We start from the raw sequence: 16,122 nt of genomic DNA, 5'->3' as shown, positions 1-16,122 counted from the left end.
GCCGCGGCTACCACTTCCAGCCGGTGAGAATTTCGCTATTTACCACGCAGCCTTCGGGCGCGCGGCCGCGACTCAGCCCGACGATGCATTCGGCGGCGAGCTTCGCCATCGCGTCGAGAGCGGTTTGGTCGATGCCGCCCATGTGGGGCGCGAGCGTGATGTTTTTCAATGCGAAGAACGGATGGTCTTTGCGCGGGGGCTCGATCTTGAGCACGTCGAGTCCTGCGCCGAAGAGATGGCCGTTGGTAAGGTATTCGAGCAGCGCTTCTTCATCGATGAGCCCGCCGCGCGAAGTGTTGATGAGGACCGAATTCGGTTTCATCTTCGCGAGCGATTGCCGATTCATCAGGTTCGTCGTCTCGGCCGTGCAAGGCATGTGCAGACTGACGACATCCGACGCCGCGAGCAATTCGTCGAACGAGCAGAGCCGAACGTCGTTCGCAGCCGCCCAGGCTTTATCCGCATAAGGATCGAACGCGACGACATCGAGCCCGAGCCCGCGCGCGCGAGGAACCATCGCCTTGCCGATCCGCCCCAGGCCGACGAGGCCGAGCGTGTTTCCGGCGAGCCGGCGCACGGAGTTGCGCCGCCAAAGGCCGGCCCGGATCTCGCCATCGCGCACCGCGACATCGCGAAACACGCTGAAGATGAGCGAGAAAGCTTGCTCGGCCACGGAGTGTTCATTCGTGCCGGGCGTGATGCAGACCGGAATGCCGAGCTCGCTCGCAGCCCGAAAGTCGACGGAGTCGTAGCCGACGCCGACGCGCGCTACGCAGCGCAATTTGCTGCGGCGCAGAATCTCGGCGGTATACGGTTCGACGCTGCACAGCACGGCATCGATTCCTGCGAGATGCTCGAGCAAGACCGCAGGGTTGTCCAGTTTCGCATCGAGCGCCGGGTAGACGATCTTGCAGCCCGCGGCCGTGAGGACGTCGAAATAGGGACCGGCGTTGCGATCGAGCGTCGGCGGCGTAACGAGAACACGGGGAGCTGGGGATGCCATGGATTATTGCCAACCAGGAGAGTCGAAAGGGCGAACCGAGTTTGTACCGCGCCGCGGAGTGGGATTCAATGAAGTCCGTTTTTGATCCTTTTGCGTTGAACCGCGGAGATTCATCCGCGGCTGTTGAAGGACTTTGCGACTGGAGCTCGTCTGCAGATCCGATTGCGATCCTTGACACCTTTCGGCGTCGCTAGAACAATGCCCGAGGTGATCGTGGCCGCACACTTCTCAGAACTTAGGATCGAACACGTGACACAGGGCGCTCCGACCCGGAACGAACGGATTCATATCATCGGCATCGGCGACGACGGCCTCGACGGCGTGACGGCGGCCGCTCGTCAGTTGATTGCGAAAGCGGCGCTGCTGGTCGGCAACGATCATACGCTGAACCTCATCCCTGCCGGAGCGGCCGAGCGGCTCGTCATCGGAGCCGATCTCGACCCGATCGTGAAGCGGCTCTCGACCTTTGCAAGCGGCTCGGCTGTGGTGTTGGTCTCGGGCGATCCTCTCTTCTACGGCATCTCGCGATTTCTCTGCGACAAGCTCGGCAAGGATCGCTTCGACGTGGTGCCGCATGTGAGCAGCATGCAGCTGGCCTTCGCCCGCGTGAAAGAGAACTGGGACGAAGCATATCTCACGAACCTTGCCAACCACACGCTCGACCACGCGATCGAACGGATCCGTTCGGCGGAAAAAGTCGGGCTGTTCACCAGCGAAGCGACGCCGCCGGCCCGCGTGGCGCAAGAATTGGTAAACCGTGGGATCGACTACTTTACCGCTTACGTGTGCGAGAACCTCGGCTCGCCCGACGAGCGCGTGACGCATGGCGAATTGAAAGAACTCGCCGACGACGACTTCGGCCCGCTCAACGTGATGATCCTGGTGCGCAAGCCGAACGTGCCCGACCGCCCGATCGAGGCGATCGGTCGGCGATTGTTCGGCAACCCGGACGAGATGTTCCAACAGTCGAAGCCGAAGAAGGGGCTGCTGACGCCGTCGGAAGTGCGCATCTTGGCGCTGGCGGAAATGGATCTCGGCCCGCGCAGCATCGTGTGGGACATCGGCGCGGGGAGCGGCAGCGTGGCGATCGAAGCCGCGCAGATCGCCGTCGAAGGGACAACCTACGCGATCGAAATGGATCCTGAAGACCATGCGCTGCTGCTCGCCAACGCCGAGCGCTTCGGCGTGAAGAACTTGCGGCCCGTGCTGGGGCAAGCTCCCGAAGCTCTCGAACCGTTGCCGCAGCCCGATGCGATCTTCGTCGGCGGCCTCGGGCGTGAAATCGTGCGCTTGATCGACGTCGCGCTTGATCGCTTGCGCCCCGGCGGCCGGCTCGTAGCGAACACCGGCAGCATCGAGAACCTCGCCGACATCCAAGCGGCGCTGCAAAAGCGCGTCGGGCACGTGAACGTCTCGATGCTCAACATCGCGCGCGGAACGTATCAACTGGAGCGAGTCCGCTTCGATGCCTTGAACCCGACCTTTTTGCTATCGGCGACGAAGCCGGTGTGAGGAAGGGGTCAGGGGTCGGAGGTCAGGGGCAGTTGTTTGTGATTTGAGTTTTCCCGAACGGAGTCGAGATGGCCGAGGCATATCCGAAGCTCGATGTGATTGCCGTCGGTGCGCATCCGGACGACGTCGAGATTGCGTGCGGCGGCACGCTGGCAAAGTTGGTGCGGCAGGGCTACCAGGTCGGCATCGTCGACCTTACCGATGGCGAGCCGACTCCGCTGTCGCCGGGCCCGGCCGTAAGGCTGGAAGAAGCACGTAAGGCCGGCGAGACGCTCGGCGTGCAGGTGCGCGTGAATCTCGATTTGCCGAACCGCCGGCTGTTCGATACGTTCGAGTCGCGCGTGGCGCTGGCAAAAGTATTTCGCCGCTATCGTCCGAGCCTCGTCATCGGGTTCGGCGAGAAGACTCCGATGGCCTCGCCCGATCATTGGCAGGCGATGCTCATTACCGAAGCGGCCGTGTTCTATTCGCGGCTGACGAAATGGGACGAGCACTTCGACGGCATCCCCGTCCACACGGTTCCGCGGTTGATGTACTACACGTTGAATTGGGGCTCGCTCGGCTTGCCTCCCGGCGCCGGGCATGTCGTCGTCGACATTACCGACACGCTCGACATTAAGCTCGCGAGCGTGAAGTGCTACGAGACGCAGTTTCCGCCGGCTAAGGCGCACGTCTTCGATCGCGTGCGCGGGTTCGCAATGCAGCAGGGGCAGGCCGCGGGTTTCGCCGCCGGCGAACTCTTCACGTCGACCGGCATGATCGGCACGAAAGACCTGATGCAGTTTATGTTTCACAACCTGCCGGAAGAAACGCCTCCCTCGGTTTAAGAACCGGAAGCGATCTCATGAGGGCCGGAGGCGGCCTCGCGCAATCGTTATCTTGTGCGCGATCGCTACGGGTTGTCGTGCGCCGCGCGGCGTTGCCGTCTAGTTGCTCGCCGGCAATTCTTTTTCCACCGCGCGGAAAGGCTTGCGCGGATTCACGAACTATGGTTAGTGGTACACTTTAACGGCCTTCGCCTGTCGAGACCCGACGAGCGCGTGCCGGAGTCGTCGTTCACGGCCCGTAGGAATCTTTCGATGATCGAACTAGAATTAGCCACGACCGAGCAAATTCTCGAAGAACTGGGCCGCCGACCGGTGAAGTTCGTCCATGTCTGCACGATCTACAAAGGCAGCACTCCGGACGACGGCTTCATCGCCTATAGCCCGAGCTTAGAATCGGACGACGCCGTATGGATGCTGCGCAAGGCTCAAGAGCTGCTCGAACAAGAAGAAGAGCCGCCGCACGAAGCGTCGCGCTAACGAGGCTCGCGCTCGCGACTTGCCTGTCGTTAGCTCTGCTTACGTCGTGCGTCGGGTCCGACGTACGTGCTTCCGACTTGAAGAGCGATGAAGCGATCGTCTTCTTCCCGACGTTCGCGCCGCTGCCGGCCGATGCCAAGCGCGTCGAGGTGCCGATTCACGGCTGGGTCTTCGAGCGCCGAGGCTTGAGCCCTTCGCGCATGCTCGCCTTCGACTTATTGAGCGAAGCGCTGGAACTCGACGAAGCGGAAAAGTCGACGCGCATTTTCATCGAGCGCGCCGAGCCGTTTATGGCCGACAACGAGCGCGGCAAGACACCGACGATCGAACTGAACGGCGCCAAGTATACTCTCGCCCCCTCGACGGCCGACGGCCATACGGAGTCGACGTTCACGATCGACGCCGCGGCCGGCACGTTTACCGATCGCCAACTGCTCGACTATCGTGTGGAATCCGTTTTCACATTGAAGCGGAAGTTTGTCGGGCGGGTGCAATTGATCGGCGAGACAGGGACGTCCGTCATCTCCGACATCGACGACACGATTAAGATTACGAACGTGCTGGAGAAGCGCGAGCTGGTGCGTAATACGTTCTTGCGCGAGTTTCGCCCGGTCGCAGGAATGGCCGAGGTTTATCGCCGCTGGGAACTAGGCGGCGCCGTGTTTCACTATGTTTCCGGCAGCCCGTGGCAACTTTATCAGCCTCTTGCCCTGTTTCGCGAGCAGGAGAAGTTTCCGGAAGGATCGTTCCACTTGCGGAAGTTCCGCCTCCAAGACCGTTCGGCGATGCAATTCTTCGCCGCACCGGAAGAATACAAACTGTCGACGATCGAGCCGATCCTGATCGCGTTTCCTAACCGACGTTTCATTCTCGTCGGCGATTCCGGCGAACGCGATCCCGAGGTCTACGGCGAACTCGCGCGGCGCCATCCCGAGCAGATAGCGAAGATCGCGATTCGCAACATCACCGATGCGAAGCTCGGCGACGTTCGCCTGCAGGCGGCCTTTCGCGAGGTCGCCCCCGAGCGTTTGCTGCTCTTTCGCACTCCGGAAGAACTCTTGCAAGTGTCGGTCGCTCCGTAAGTCGCCGGCAACGCTACGGGCACACCACGGCCGCAAATTTTTTCGCGCGCATGCGGCAGCGATGCTAGTTACCGAATCGTAAGAAAACCTCGCGAATCTCGCCCGTCGCGCATGTCGCGCGCGGGTGCTCCCTGTCGTGCGAGGGGGAAACTCTACGGCAATTCGCTCGCGAAGAGCGGAAGTCGCCTTGTCGCTGCCGAAGTGTTTCGCTATTTGTACCCGGCCTTTCTCGTTCGATCATTGCGCGGCATACGAAAACGATCGTTTCTCGGAACGATCGGCGACGTCCATTCCTGTCGCGCGAATGTTCGGACACATCACATCACGATCGTTCTACTCTGCTTACGGATCAGCCTTATGGCCGACGTCCGCTCCTACATCTCCGTGCTCGTGCGCTTGGGGATCGCCGGAATTGCGTTGAGTTTCGGATGGTGTTGCGACACCGTTCGCGCTCAGCCCGCGTTTCCTGCGCCACCTCCTTCGGCATCGTCGGGCCCCGTGTTTCCCGGCTCTTCCGGCGCTGCGCCTGCGGTGCCCGAGGTCATTCCCTCGCAGGTGATTCCGACTCCTGCTCCGGAAGCGGTCGAGAACGTGGTCGATGTGCGCGTGACCGGCAACGTCGGCATTCCGCTGCATAAGATTGCGCCGCATATTCAAACGCGCGCCGGTCGCCCGTTTAATCCCGATCAGATCGAAGAAGACGTTCGGCGCTTGACGAAAACACGACAATTCGTGAGCGTGAGCCCGACCTATCAACGGGTTCCGGAAGGGGTCGTCGTCGTGTTTCAAGTGCTCGAGCGCCCGACGCTGCGGCATGTGAAATACGTCGGGGCTTCGATCCGTCGCTCGACGTTGGACAAAAAAACCGGAATCAAAGTCGGCGACTCGATCGATCCGTATCTCGTCGATGAAGCGCGGCGCAAGCTGGAAGAATACTATCAGTCGAAGGGCTACTCCAAAGTTCGCATCACGACGCTCGAAGGAAACAAGCCCGGCGATCGCGGCGCCGTGTTTCTCATCAACGAAGGCCCGAAGCAAAAGGTTTTCGACATCGAGTTCGAAGGCAATACGATCGCCGACGACGGCCGCTTGAAGACGCAAATTCAAAGCAAGCCGCCGATCTTGTATCTCTTCAAGGGAGAAGTCGACGCGAAGAAGATCGATGAAGACGTCGATCGCTTGACCGCCTACTACCGTGGGCTCGGCTTCTTCTCGGCCAAGATCGGCCGCGAGATCGAATTCGGCGAAGACGGCAAGTGGGCGACGTTGCGATTCGTCATCAACGAAGGCCCGCGCTATACGGTTCGCAGCGTCGCGCTGATCGGTAATCGCAAGTTTCAAACACCCGAATTGGAAGCCGAGCTCAAGCTGAAGGGCGGCAAGTTCTTCGACCAAGCCTCGATGACGCGCGACATCTCGACGCTCCAAGATCGTTACGGCGGCATCGGCTATGTGTTCTGCAACGTGCAGGCCGATCCGCGCTTCATGGAACAACCGGGCGAGCTCGATCTCGTGTATCAGATCGAAGAGGGCGATCGTTATCGGGTCGGACGCATCGACGTCCGCATCGAGGGAGACGATCCGCATACGCGAATCAACACGGTCTTGAACCGGATCGATTTGCATCCCGGCGACATCGTCGATATTCGCCGCATTCGCGACAGCGAGCGCCGCCTGAAAGCGTCGGGCCTGTTCAAGAACGATCCCGCCTCGGGCGTGTCGCCGAAGATTACGTTTCAAGCTCCGGATGAAAGCAGCACTCTCGCCCGCGGCAGTAGCGGAGGAACGGTGCGCGGACAAAGCCCCGACGATGCTCGGCCGCCGCTCGTGTACTCGACTCCGCAACACGATGGCTCCGGCGATCGGGTGCTGACGGTCTCGTTCGATGCCGAAGCCGCACCCGGCGCGCAGCCGTTCTTACAACGCGGGCCGTTGCCGTTCGTGCCGGTCGATCCACGGCCGCTTCCGAGCGAATCCGCTACGGAATCAGCGGACGACGAAGAAGCATCGCCGCTCGAGAGTGAAGAACTTTCTCGCCTGGAAAATCCGTTTCAAGTGCCGAGCATTTCGCCGATCTTCACGTTGGACGACGTGAACTTGTTCGGCAGCGCTACGGTGATCTCGGCCGATGTTCTCGGAGTAGATCCCGCTGCGCTGCAAGCAACCGTCGCGGAAGAACCGAGGGCGATGCCCAATCTGCCGCCGGTCGCTCCGGCTTCGCATCACGATTCGATGCCGAGTGTGATGGGACATCAACCGACAAACGGCTTCGTCGCGAATCAGGTTCCTGCGGCGGATGGCTTCGACCGATCGCTAGTGTTCGACGATGGACCGATCGTCGTGCGGGCTCAGAGTCCGATTCAAGATCCGCCATCGCAGCAGCCTGCTTACGGTCAGGTTCCGCTACGAGCGATGAATCCGCAGACTTCGAACTCGAACTACGCCGCCGCGCCGCAAACCGGCGGCGGTTATCCGGTCGTGCCGGTGCAATACACCGCGCCGGCCGCTGCTCCGAATCCGCAAGCCACGCCGTATGCCGGACAACCGGGCGCTTATCAGCCGCAACCGCAACCGGTAGTCGGCGTCGCTCCTTATGGGCAACAGCCTGTGCAGCCGGCCGTTCCGGGCATCCCACCGGCAAACGGCTACGGCAGCGGCAACGACCTGTTCGGTGGAACGCCGACGGCGCCGTTCGTGAACGAGCCGCTCACGCGCGATTTGATTCTCACGCCGACCGTAGAAGAAGCGCAAACCGGTCGGTTCATGCTCGGCGTCGGCGTGAACTCCAACGCCGGTTTGCTCGGCTCGATCGTGCTCGATGAACAGAACGCCGACATCACGCGCTTGCCGACTTCCTGGCGCGACTTGATCGAAGGCCGTGCGTTTCGCGGTGCCGGTCAGCAAGTGCGCATCGAAGCGGTTCCCGGTACGCAAGTCTCGCGCTATTCGGCGATCTTTCGTCAGCCTTATCTTTTCGACACGCGGATCAGCTTGAGCACGAGTGCTTATTACTTCCAGCGTTACTATCGCGATTGGCAAGAAGAACGACTCGGCGGTCGCGTAGCACTCGGTTATCAGTTTCCGTTCATTCCCGATCTTTCGGTCAGCTCCGCGCTGCGAGCGGAACAAGTTCAACTCAGCAACCCGACCTTCCCGACTCCGCAAAAATTGCAACAGTCGCTCGGCACCAGCGACTTGTTCGTCGGTGAATTCGCCGTCACTCACGATACGCGCGACAGCACGTTCATCGCTACGCAAGGACATCGCGTGATGCTCGGTCTCGATCTGGGCTTCGGTACCAATACGTTCCAGCGCGGCACGATCGAAGCTCGTCAACACTTCCTGCTCGGCGAACGGCCCGACGGTTCGGGTCGACAGGTGCTTACGTTCCTCACGCAGCTCGGCTTCACCGGTTCACAGACACCGATTTACGAAAGCTACTTCGCGGGCGGTTTCTCTTCGATGCGCGGCTTCAATTTCCGCGGCGTCGGGCCGATGGTCAACAACGTCAACATCGGCGGTCAGTTTCAATGGCTGAATACCGTCGAGTACATGTTCTCGATGACGGCCGACGATATGGTGCGCGGCGTCGTCTTCTGCGATTTCGGTACCGTAGAAGAAAAGATCGCGATGCACTCGAGCAACTTCCGCGTCGCACCGGGCTTCGGCTTGCGAATCACCGTACCGGCGATGGGACCGGCTCCGATCGCGCTCGACTTCGCAGTGCCGGTTGCACATGCACCGGGCGACAACATCCAGAACTTCGCGTTCTACGTCGGTCTCGGTCGCTAAAGCGCTTAGCGACCGCGCAAGATCGCCGTGTCTTCGTAGTCTTCATAGTAACTGCCGCGCGTCTGGCGCTCGTTGGCGTGGCGTGCGCCGAACCAGCCGTACGGATAGATCGGCGTCACGGCATCTTGCCGACGCCAGAGCGGAGGATCGTTCGCGGCGACAGGCGCGCCGCCGTGTCCGTGATGTCGTCCGGCAGGAGCAGGCTCGACCGGCACCGGATCGACGACGATGTATCTCCGCGGCGCAGGTTGATAAGGGCCATCGGCCCGACCGGTGAAGAGCGAGAGAACCGGGTACTTCGCTTCCGCTTGCGAGGCAACGAAGCTCGACAGCGAAATCGCCCCGATCACGATCCATGTCCAGCGCATAGCCATTGCTTCCTCGATACGTTGCTGCCGCCGATGCCCGCTCCGGCAAGTTGTCGTACGGAGCCTTTAGGAGTTATCGGCAACCGGTTCGAGTTTCACGGCCGAGCTCTAAAAAAAGAAAGGGCCTCGCTGAGGAGGCCCTTTCTGCTTGGAATTCAATTCGCGGCGCTCGTGCGAGCTTACCAGTAGAAGCCGCCTTGGTAGCCCCAGCCGGCAGGGCCGGTACCGCCCCAGCCACCCCAACCGTAGCTGCCCCAACCGTTGTATCGATAGCCATAGACGCCGGAAGGGGAATCCCAAACCGGAGTCGGGCGCGAATACGTCGGGCCGGAAGAGCCCCAGATTTGGCCGTTGTTGTAGTAGCCATACGGATTCGGCGTTTCAATGTAGCGTCCAACGCCCGGACCGCTCGCCCCGTAGTAGCCGTTGCCGAAGTTCACGCCGGCACCGTATTGGCCGAGCGCCGCGCCGGTCGTGCCTGGATAGTAAGAGGTGTAACCGCCCATGGAAGGCTGGTAGGTGCTATAGGCGTTGTACAGGTTCGAGTTGAGCCCATAGCCGCTATATCCGCCGACTCCGTAACCGGTTGCGCAGCCGCCGGAACCGCAGTTGCGGCGACGATGGCCGAACGCGACGACCGTGGTCGGCAAAACCGAGCCGGCAGGCGCGATGTCGGAAACGGTGGTCGCTCCGAAGTTCCGCATGCCGTCGTCCGCCCGCAGGTCGGAAGGGGCAAAGAGCGAAGCAATTGCCAAAAGAAGAGCCGAGGCCTTAAGTTTCATGATTCATCTCAAGATATGCGACTGGATGTGTTGCGCAATTTAGGTGACCTGTCAATACTAGGTCGCCTCTCTCAAGAGCGTCAAGAAAAATGCTAAAAACGGCCGGTTAATACGATTGTAGGCCCCATTGTGCGTCTAAAGGTCGCTGGAACTCCCGGATTCGCCCCTCGGCGACATCCGCGGGCGAGACCGCTGTGCCGGTCGTGGCCGATTCCAGCAGGGCGAAGGCCGCGGCGAGGTCTCGCAGCCCTTCCCGACCGTCGGTCTCCGGTTGCCGGCCCGCTCCGACGGCCCGTAGCCAATCGAGTTGCGCCAGCGCGAAGCTGTCGTCGATGCCGAGCGGGAAGTGCGATGCTTGCAGAGCGGCGGGTGCCGACGCTCGATAGAGTTCGGCCAGCTTCACGGTCGCTTGTCCGTCGGCCGAGAAGTCGCCGGCGGAGATTCTACCGCGCGAGCCTTGGTATACGGCCCCCTGTTCGACGCGCGTCGCCCCGCCGTGGCCGGCCCAACTGGCGAACATACTCCCGAGCGCTCCGCCGGCCGTTTCCAAATGGGCCGTGAACGTATCGTCGGCGTCGCAGGCTTGTTCGCGGATCGTGCGACCCGCGGCATCGCGCGTATAACGCAACGGTTCGAGCACCGACGTCCGAGCCGAGACGCTCTTAATCTCGCCGGCCACGTAGCGCAACTGATCGAAGAAATGGACGCCGAGATCGAGGCTGATTCCTCCGGCTTCCGACTTCAAATGCCGCCAAGGAGTATCGGCGACGATTAAATCCGGCGCCCACCAGACGCCCGCGTACCCGAGCAGAAACATTTGCAACTTACCGGCGAGGCCCGACTCGAACGCCCAGCGCAGGTGCCGCGTCGCCGGCGCGTAGCGAAAGTTCTCGAAGACGCCGAACGTCAATCCGCGCCGCTCCGCCTCTTCGCACATGCGCCGCGCCGCGGCGACCGTAATCGCCAGCGGCTTTTGCGACATCAAATGTTTGCCGTGCGCAAAGGCGACTGCCGCGATCTGGTGATGAAGCGCGTGCGTCGAGAAATCGTTGACCGCATCGATCCGGCCCGACGCGATCATGTCGCGATAGTCGGTATAGGTCGCGACTTCGACCTCGGGCTGAAAGTCGGAAAGAAACTCATCGCCGATCGCGAGCGGATCGCCGGCGAGATTGCTTACGGCCGGTCGCTGCCGGGGGCCTGCTCCGCGGCGGACATACATCTGCGCATCGTCGAGCTTGCGCGAACAGAGCGCCGTGATTTGAAAGTCGGCGATGCCGGCTTCGCGCAACAAGCGATAGCCGCGCAAGTGTGCCGCGAGAATGCGTCCGCAACCGACGATGCCGATTCGTATCATGGCGAATGCGAGGGGTGAAAGATGGGACTTGGTCGCGCTCGACCAACGTGCCCGCGAGCAGGCTTGCGGCACCGGAAGAGATGCCGCCGCTAGTCGTATTGCAATAAGCTGAACGACTCGTGCGGGGCGAGCGTCTTTCTGCCGTTCAAGCCGTTCAGCTCGATGACGAACGCGCAGCCGGCGACTTTCGCGTCGCAGCTCTCGACGAGCCGGCAGCAAGCGGCCATCGTGCCGCCGGTGGCGAGGAGATCGTCGATCAAGAGGACGTTCTGGCCCGGTGAGAAACCATCGACATGCACCTCGAGCGAGTCGGTGCCGTACTCGAGGTCGTAGCGATGCGTATGCTTGTCGTACGGCAATTTGCCCGGCTTGCGAAACGGCACGAAGCCGACTCCGAGTTCGATCGCCAACGGCGCGGCGAAGATGAACCCGCGGGCTTCGGCCGCTCCGACGACATCGATCCCTCGGCCGCGATAATGTTCGGCGAGGCGGCGAATCGTTTCACGAAGCGCTGCGCCATGGCTCAGCAGCGGCGTAATGTCGCGAAACAAAATTCCCGCTTTAGGAAAATCGGGAATGGCTCGCACGTAGGAGGCGAGATCGAGGGGGGCGGTCATCGGGGCACCGGCAGTTCGGCGGGACGGACTCAACGAGTGCCGCCATTGTGGCCGAACGGCGGACGATTTTCTACGGCGAGAATAAGTCCATCCGCGCGATGCTACGAGCGATGTTCCGAGATCGGTAGCAAACCTGCCGAGCTAGCCGCCGAACTTCAAGCCGTCGGCTTCCGCTTTCGAAGAGACCTGCCCTTGGAGTCGAGCGCACTCTTCCGGCGTCAGAGCGATCGTGCTGTAGTTCCCGACGTCGTCGAGCCGGCTTGCCGGGGCCGGCGCATTCGCAGTTGCTTGATCGCGTAAAGCATTAATCGCCGCTTCGAGCACCGCCTCGCGCGAAGCGTAGGTGCCGTCGGCGACCACGTTCGCGATAAAGATCTCGGCGCTGGAGGAAAGTTGCTTTGCCATACGTTTGAGAATATCGCGCAGCCCTCGCCGCGACAACCATTTTCGTAGGCCGCGACGAGGCACCCTAAAACGGTGTTCGGGCAGGTGCGAACCGGCGCGCGGGTCTCGTTTACCCGCCTAAGCCCGCCGCGAGTTTCGCTAGCGCTTCCGTTTCCAGTTGGCGGACCCGTTCGCGCGTCAGGCCGAGGATTTCGCCGATTTCCTTCAGCGTGCGCGGCGTGTTGTCGTCGAGGCCGAAGCGCATCCGGAGGATCGTCGATTCGCGCGGCTCCATCGTTTCGAGCATGCGGAGGATGTGCGTCATGTCGTCCCCCTCGGTCATCTCGAGCTCGGGGCTCTTCTGCCGCTCGTCCATCACCATCTCGCCGAGCGACCAGCCGTTGTCGGCTTGATCGGTCTGCGGAGTTTGATTGTAGATGTGGATCGCCTTCTTGATGATCGACAGCTTCTTGCGCGGCAGGCCGAGCACCCGGGCCACTTCTTCGGGCGTCGGGCCGCGGCCGAGTTCTTCGGTGAGCCGCACGGTCGCACGTCGCCACTTGCTCAACAGCTCGACCATGTAGGCCGGAATGCGGATCGTCTTCGCCGAGTTGATGAGCGAACGCTTGATCGATTGCTTGATCCAATAGCTCGCATAGGTGCTGAAGCGGGTTCCCATGTCCGGGTCGAACCCTTCGACGGCGCGCAACAGCCCGAGGTTCCCTTCTTCGATCAGGTCGGGCAGGGCGAGCCCTTTGCCTGTGTAGCCCCGAGCGATGTTGACGACGAGGCGCAAGTTGGCGCGGACCATGCGGTCGCGAGCGGCCAGATCACCCTGGGCGATAGCGCGGGCGAGTTGTTGCTCGTCGGCGGCCGTGAGCAGCGAGGTTTCGTTGATCTCGCGGAGGTAGGTCTCCAGCGGAGATTGCACGGCCGTACCGGTGCGCTTGCGGTTCTTCATCGTCACGTTAAGTTCCTTGTCCGTAGCATCGCCGCCGCGTCCGGAAACATGCGCTTGCTGCCTCAAGCGCTACTTCCAAACGGTGCTGTCGGGGCGTGCGCCGCGTGTGCGAAGGGAGTGGTATAGTTCGCCGAAGCGATAGTCTTTGCTTGAACAGAGAATGCTATCGTCGATGTAACCCAACTTTCTCCATGCCGGCATCAAGACGAACGAATCCGGCGATTGTGCCTCGACTGCGCTTTGTGTGCGTGTTGCGTGTCGTAGGGTTGCCGAGCGTCGTGCGCATGTGGAGAGTCACACGCGGCACAAGCGTCGTAGCAAATAGAACGACCCCGCCGAGCTAAGCCCGGCGGGGTCGAATCGATCGTTCGGTTACTAACGATTGTCGCTGAAAAACGGCCGGCGCGGCAACGACCGCGGCGAGCGTTTCTCGCTCAGCGACTATTTGAACAGCGGTCCGGACTCGCCGACCCCACCCTTGAGGTCCGCCTGCTCGGCGGCCTTCGAGACGGTCGCCGTGGTGCCGTTGGCGGCAGCGGCGGTCGCTTCGTCGGTGAGATCTTCGTTGGCCCAATCGACGCGTTTGCGCGAAAGTCCGATCTTCCGTTCGTCGGTGTCGACCCGGAGGATCTTCACTTCGATCTCGTCGCCGACCTTGCAGACGTCTTCCGGGTTCTCGACCTTATGCTCGGCGAGTTCCGAAATGTGCAGCAAGCCTTCGAGGCCGTTTTCCAAACCGACGAAGACGCCGAAGTTGGTGAGTTTCGTCACCTTCCCCTTCACGACTTGGCCGGGCTGGTACTTCGAAGGAATGTCGCTAGCCCAAGGATCGTCTTGCAGTTGCTTGAGCCCGAGCGCGATGCGGCGGCGCTGCTGATCGACCGAGATCACGCGGCATTCGAGCTTCTGGCCCTTTTCGACCATTTCGCTCGGGTGGCTGATCTTGCGGGTCCACGACATATCGCTGACGTGCAACAGGCCGTCGATCCCTTCTTCGATCTCGATGAACGCCCCGTAGTTCGTGAGGTTGCGCACCGTGCCGGTGACCATCGTGCCGGGCGGATAGCGATCGGCCACTTTGTCCCAAGGATTGTCTTGGGTTTGCTTCATGCCGAGCGAGATCTCTTGCTTCTCTTTGTTGATGCCCAAGACGACGACTTCGATTTCGTCGCCGATGTGAACGAGCTCGTTCGGATGGCTGATCCGCTTGGTCCACGACATTTCGCTGATATGCACCAGGCCTTCGATTCCTTCTTCGAGCTTCACGAACGCGCCGTAGCTCATCACGTTGACCACTTCTCCCTTGTGACGGCTGTTCACAGGGTACTTGTCGGCCACATGTTCCCATGGGCTGGCTTGCTTTTGCTTCAAGCCGAGCGCGATCTTCTTCTTCTCGAGGTCGATGTGCAGCACCATGACTTCGATCTCTTGATCGATTTGCACCATCTCGCTCGGGTGGCCGATCCGGCCCCAGCTCATGTCCGTGATGTGCAGCAAGCCGTCGAGGCCGCCGAGATCGACGAACGCGCCGAACTCCGCGATGTTCTTGACGACGCCCTTGCGCAACTGGCCGACTTGCAGCTCCGTGAGCAAGGCCTTTTGTTTGACTTCGCGTTCGCTCTCGATGAGCGCCCGGCGACTGACCACGATATTGCGGCGGGCTTCGTCGATCTTGAGCACCGTGCACTGGATCGTGCGGCCGATGTAGTCGCCGATGTCGGCCGGACGACGGATGTCGACCTGGCTCGCCGGCAAGAAGACGTTGACGCCCGTAATGTCGACGAGGAGGCCACCCTTGATCTTGCGCGTGACGACGCCGGTGACGACGTCCCCTTCCTTGACCTTCTTCATCACGTCGATCCACGCCTGGATCTTCTCAGCCTTGCGCTTGCTCAGCTGGATGAGGCCGGAATCTTCCATGCCCGGCTGTTGGTCATCGACTTCCTCGATGAGCACCGTGACGGTTTGGCCGACGACGGGTGGTTCTTCGTCTTCGTTCCACTCGTTGAGTTGGATCGAACCTTCGCTCTTATAGCCGACGTCGACGAGAACCCAATCTCCTTCGACGCGGAGAATCTTCCCCTGAACGATCTTATTCATCCCCAGTTCGGCGCTGCCCTGCAGCTCAAACGTCGTCGGATCGGCTTCGCCGAGCGCTTCCTGGAGCTCTTTTTCCCAGTCTTGTTCGTTGAGGTCGAGACCTCGAATTAGGTTGCGATTAACCATGAAATAAAAAACTAACCATTTATCAGACACCCTCTCACGGCCCGAACTTCGCACGAAGCCCGATCCCTAGCCATGGAGCAAACCGGCAGTCTAGCAAAGACTTAGCTAGCGAACAAGGCGAGCAGACAGGGCCGAAACGGGGGGGAAGGAGGCAGTGGCCGGTGGTCAGTGGTCGGTGTTCAGTTGGGGGAGCTAGCAAGAGGTTCGGCTCCTGGGGAGCCGGGATGTCTACGGACGCTAAAGTAGTAGGCACGTTCCACGTGCCGTAGCCACGAGGGTCTCACAAGCGCGAACCACGCTCGCGACGCAATCCGCCTCCGTTCAATAGCCCGGAATGCATATCCCGGGGAGCAGGCGTGTTCGTAGCGCTAAGCCATCCGTGGCGGACGGCACGTGGAACGTGCCTGCTACTTGGGCCGCTCGCTTCGATTAGATATTTTCGCGCGCGGCACGGCTCAATCGCGATCGCTAGCGACTTAAAAAAGTTCGTGCGTCGTCGCCCGGGTTCGGTCGGGCTTCTTGTCAAACGTTCTCTGCGCAGAGCATTGCGCCCTACCGGCTTCCCCGAGCGGGCTCGTGAGAAGAACAGGGCTCAGGCGACGACGCACCGGACGACACCCAAGGCAAGCGAAGCGCCTCACGCGACGTTGCAACCTCGCGCGAGCCGTCGTGCAAGTTTTCGATCTTCGGCAATCCTCATCGCGCGTCTCGTCCGCACGCGCGACGACCGAAGA

At 61.3% G+C, this 16,122-nt stretch carries 13 protein-coding genes; 5 read left to right on the top strand and 8 right to left on the bottom strand.

The annotated features are described in order from the left end of the window. Positions 1-7: 7 nt before the first annotated feature. Entirely contained in the window at positions 8-1,003 is a 996-nt protein-coding gene (locus K8U03_23310) for a phosphoglycerate dehydrogenase (GenBank protein MCE9607826.1), read from the bottom strand. Between the two features lie 198 nt (positions 1,004-1,201). Between K8U03_23310 and cbiE the strand changes: the two genes are divergently transcribed. From cbiE to K8U03_23285, 5 genes are all read left to right on the top strand, one after another. Beyond that, positions 1,202-2,515, top strand: coding sequence for a precorrin-6y C5,15-methyltransferase (decarboxylating) subunit CbiE (gene cbiE / locus K8U03_23305; protein MCE9607825.1), 1,314 nt, complete (start codon positions 1,202-1,204; stop codon positions 2,513-2,515). A gap of 68 nt (positions 2,516-2,583) precedes the next feature. After that, positions 2,584-3,342, top strand: coding sequence for a PIG-L family deacetylase (locus K8U03_23300; GenBank protein MCE9607824.1), 759 nt, complete (start codon positions 2,584-2,586; stop codon positions 3,340-3,342). A 252-nt stretch (positions 3,343-3,594) separates the two neighbouring features. Beyond that, complete coding sequence (locus K8U03_23295; protein ID MCE9607823.1) at positions 3,595-3,819, top strand: hypothetical protein; 225 nt, start codon at positions 3,595-3,597, stop codon at positions 3,817-3,819. A 77-nt stretch (positions 3,820-3,896) separates the two neighbouring features. Then, entirely contained in the window at positions 3,897-4,901 is a 1,005-nt protein-coding gene (locus K8U03_23290; GenBank protein ID MCE9607822.1) for an App1 family protein, read from the top strand. Between the two features lie 357 nt (positions 4,902-5,258). Continuing rightward, complete coding sequence (locus K8U03_23285; protein MCE9607821.1) at positions 5,259-8,693, top strand: BamA/TamA family outer membrane protein; 3,435 nt, start codon at positions 5,259-5,261, stop codon at positions 8,691-8,693. A gap of 5 nt (positions 8,694-8,698) precedes the next feature. Here K8U03_23285 and K8U03_23280 read toward each other — a convergent pair whose 3' ends face one another. The 7 genes from K8U03_23280 to K8U03_23250 form a co-directional block, all read right to left on the bottom strand. Next, a complete protein-coding gene (locus K8U03_23280) occupies positions 8,699-9,067 on the bottom strand; it encodes a hypothetical protein (protein ID MCE9607820.1) in 369 nt (122 codons plus the stop codon). Between the two features lie 173 nt (positions 9,068-9,240). Next, positions 9,241-9,765, bottom strand: a complete 525-nt coding sequence (locus tag K8U03_23275) for a hypothetical protein (protein ID MCE9607819.1) — start codon at positions 9,763-9,765, stop codon at positions 9,241-9,243. 184 nt (positions 9,766-9,949) lie between these two features. Continuing rightward, a complete protein-coding gene (locus tag K8U03_23270) occupies positions 9,950-11,200 on the bottom strand; it encodes a Gfo/Idh/MocA family oxidoreductase (protein ID MCE9607818.1) in 1,251 nt (416 codons plus the stop codon). An 89-nt stretch (positions 11,201-11,289) separates the two neighbouring features. Next, positions 11,290-11,817 carry an adenine phosphoribosyltransferase gene (locus K8U03_23265; GenBank protein MCE9607817.1) on the bottom strand — a complete coding sequence of 176 codons (528 nt, stop codon included), beginning with the start codon at positions 11,815-11,817 and terminating at the stop codon, positions 11,290-11,292. Positions 11,818-11,958: 141 nt separating this feature from the next. Next, complete coding sequence (locus K8U03_23260; protein MCE9607816.1) at positions 11,959-12,222, bottom strand: hypothetical protein; 264 nt, start codon at positions 12,220-12,222, stop codon at positions 11,959-11,961. A gap of 109 nt (positions 12,223-12,331) precedes the next feature. Next, entirely contained in the window at positions 12,332-13,162 is an 831-nt protein-coding gene (locus tag K8U03_23255) for an RNA polymerase sigma factor RpoD/SigA (protein MCE9607815.1), read from the bottom strand. A gap of 441 nt (positions 13,163-13,603) precedes the next feature. Then, the gene (locus K8U03_23250; protein MCE9607814.1) at positions 13,604-15,388 is read right to left on the bottom strand and encodes a 30S ribosomal protein S1; all 1,785 of its coding nucleotides are present in this window, start codon (positions 15,386-15,388) and stop codon (positions 13,604-13,606) included. Positions 15,389-16,122: the final 734 nt, after the last annotated feature.

The organism is Planctomycetia bacterium (assembly GCA_021413845.1).
Lineage (GTDB): Bacteria > Planctomycetota > Planctomycetia > Pirellulales > PNKZ01 > PNKZ01.
The sequence above is the reverse complement of the archived record's forward strand: the minus strand, read 5'-3'. Positions and strand labels throughout refer to the sequence as shown.

Bases quoted from the DNA above. Each gene is read 5' to 3' on its own strand.
- K8U03_23250 (MCE9607814.1), bottom strand. From the start codon at position 15,388: ATGGTTAATCGCAACCTAATTCGAGGTCTCGACCTCAACGAACAAGAC.
- K8U03_23300 (MCE9607824.1), top strand. From the start codon at position 2,584: ATGGCCGAGGCATATCCGAAGCTCGATGTGATTGCCGTCGGTGCGCAT.
- K8U03_23275 (MCE9607819.1), bottom strand. From the start codon at position 9,765: ATGCGGAACTTCGGAGCGACCACCGTTTCCGACATCGCGCCTGCCGGC.
- K8U03_23260 (MCE9607816.1), bottom strand. From the start codon at position 12,222: ATGGCAAAGCAACTTTCCTCCAGCGCCGAGATCTTTATCGCGAACGTG.
- cbiE (MCE9607825.1), top strand. From the start codon at position 1,202: ATGCCCGAGGTGATCGTGGCCGCACACTTCTCAGAACTTAGGATCGAA.
- K8U03_23265 (MCE9607817.1), bottom strand. From the start codon at position 11,817: ATGACCGCCCCCCTCGATCTCGCCTCCTACGTGCGAGCCATTCCCGAT.
- K8U03_23280 (MCE9607820.1), bottom strand. From the start codon at position 9,067: ATGGCTATGCGCTGGACATGGATCGTGATCGGGGCGATTTCGCTGTCG.
- K8U03_23255 (MCE9607815.1), bottom strand. From the start codon at position 13,162: ATGAAGAACCGCAAGCGCACCGGTACGGCCGTGCAATCTCCGCTGGAG.
- K8U03_23310 (MCE9607826.1), bottom strand. From the start codon at position 1,003: ATGGCATCCCCAGCTCCCCGTGTTCTCGTTACGCCGCCGACGCTCGAT.
- K8U03_23270 (MCE9607818.1), bottom strand. From the start codon at position 11,200: ATGATACGAATCGGCATCGTCGGTTGCGGACGCATTCTCGCGGCACAC.
- K8U03_23295 (MCE9607823.1), top strand. From the start codon at position 3,595: ATGATCGAACTAGAATTAGCCACGACCGAGCAAATTCTCGAAGAACTG.
- K8U03_23285 (MCE9607821.1), top strand. From the start codon at position 5,259: ATGGCCGACGTCCGCTCCTACATCTCCGTGCTCGTGCGCTTGGGGATC.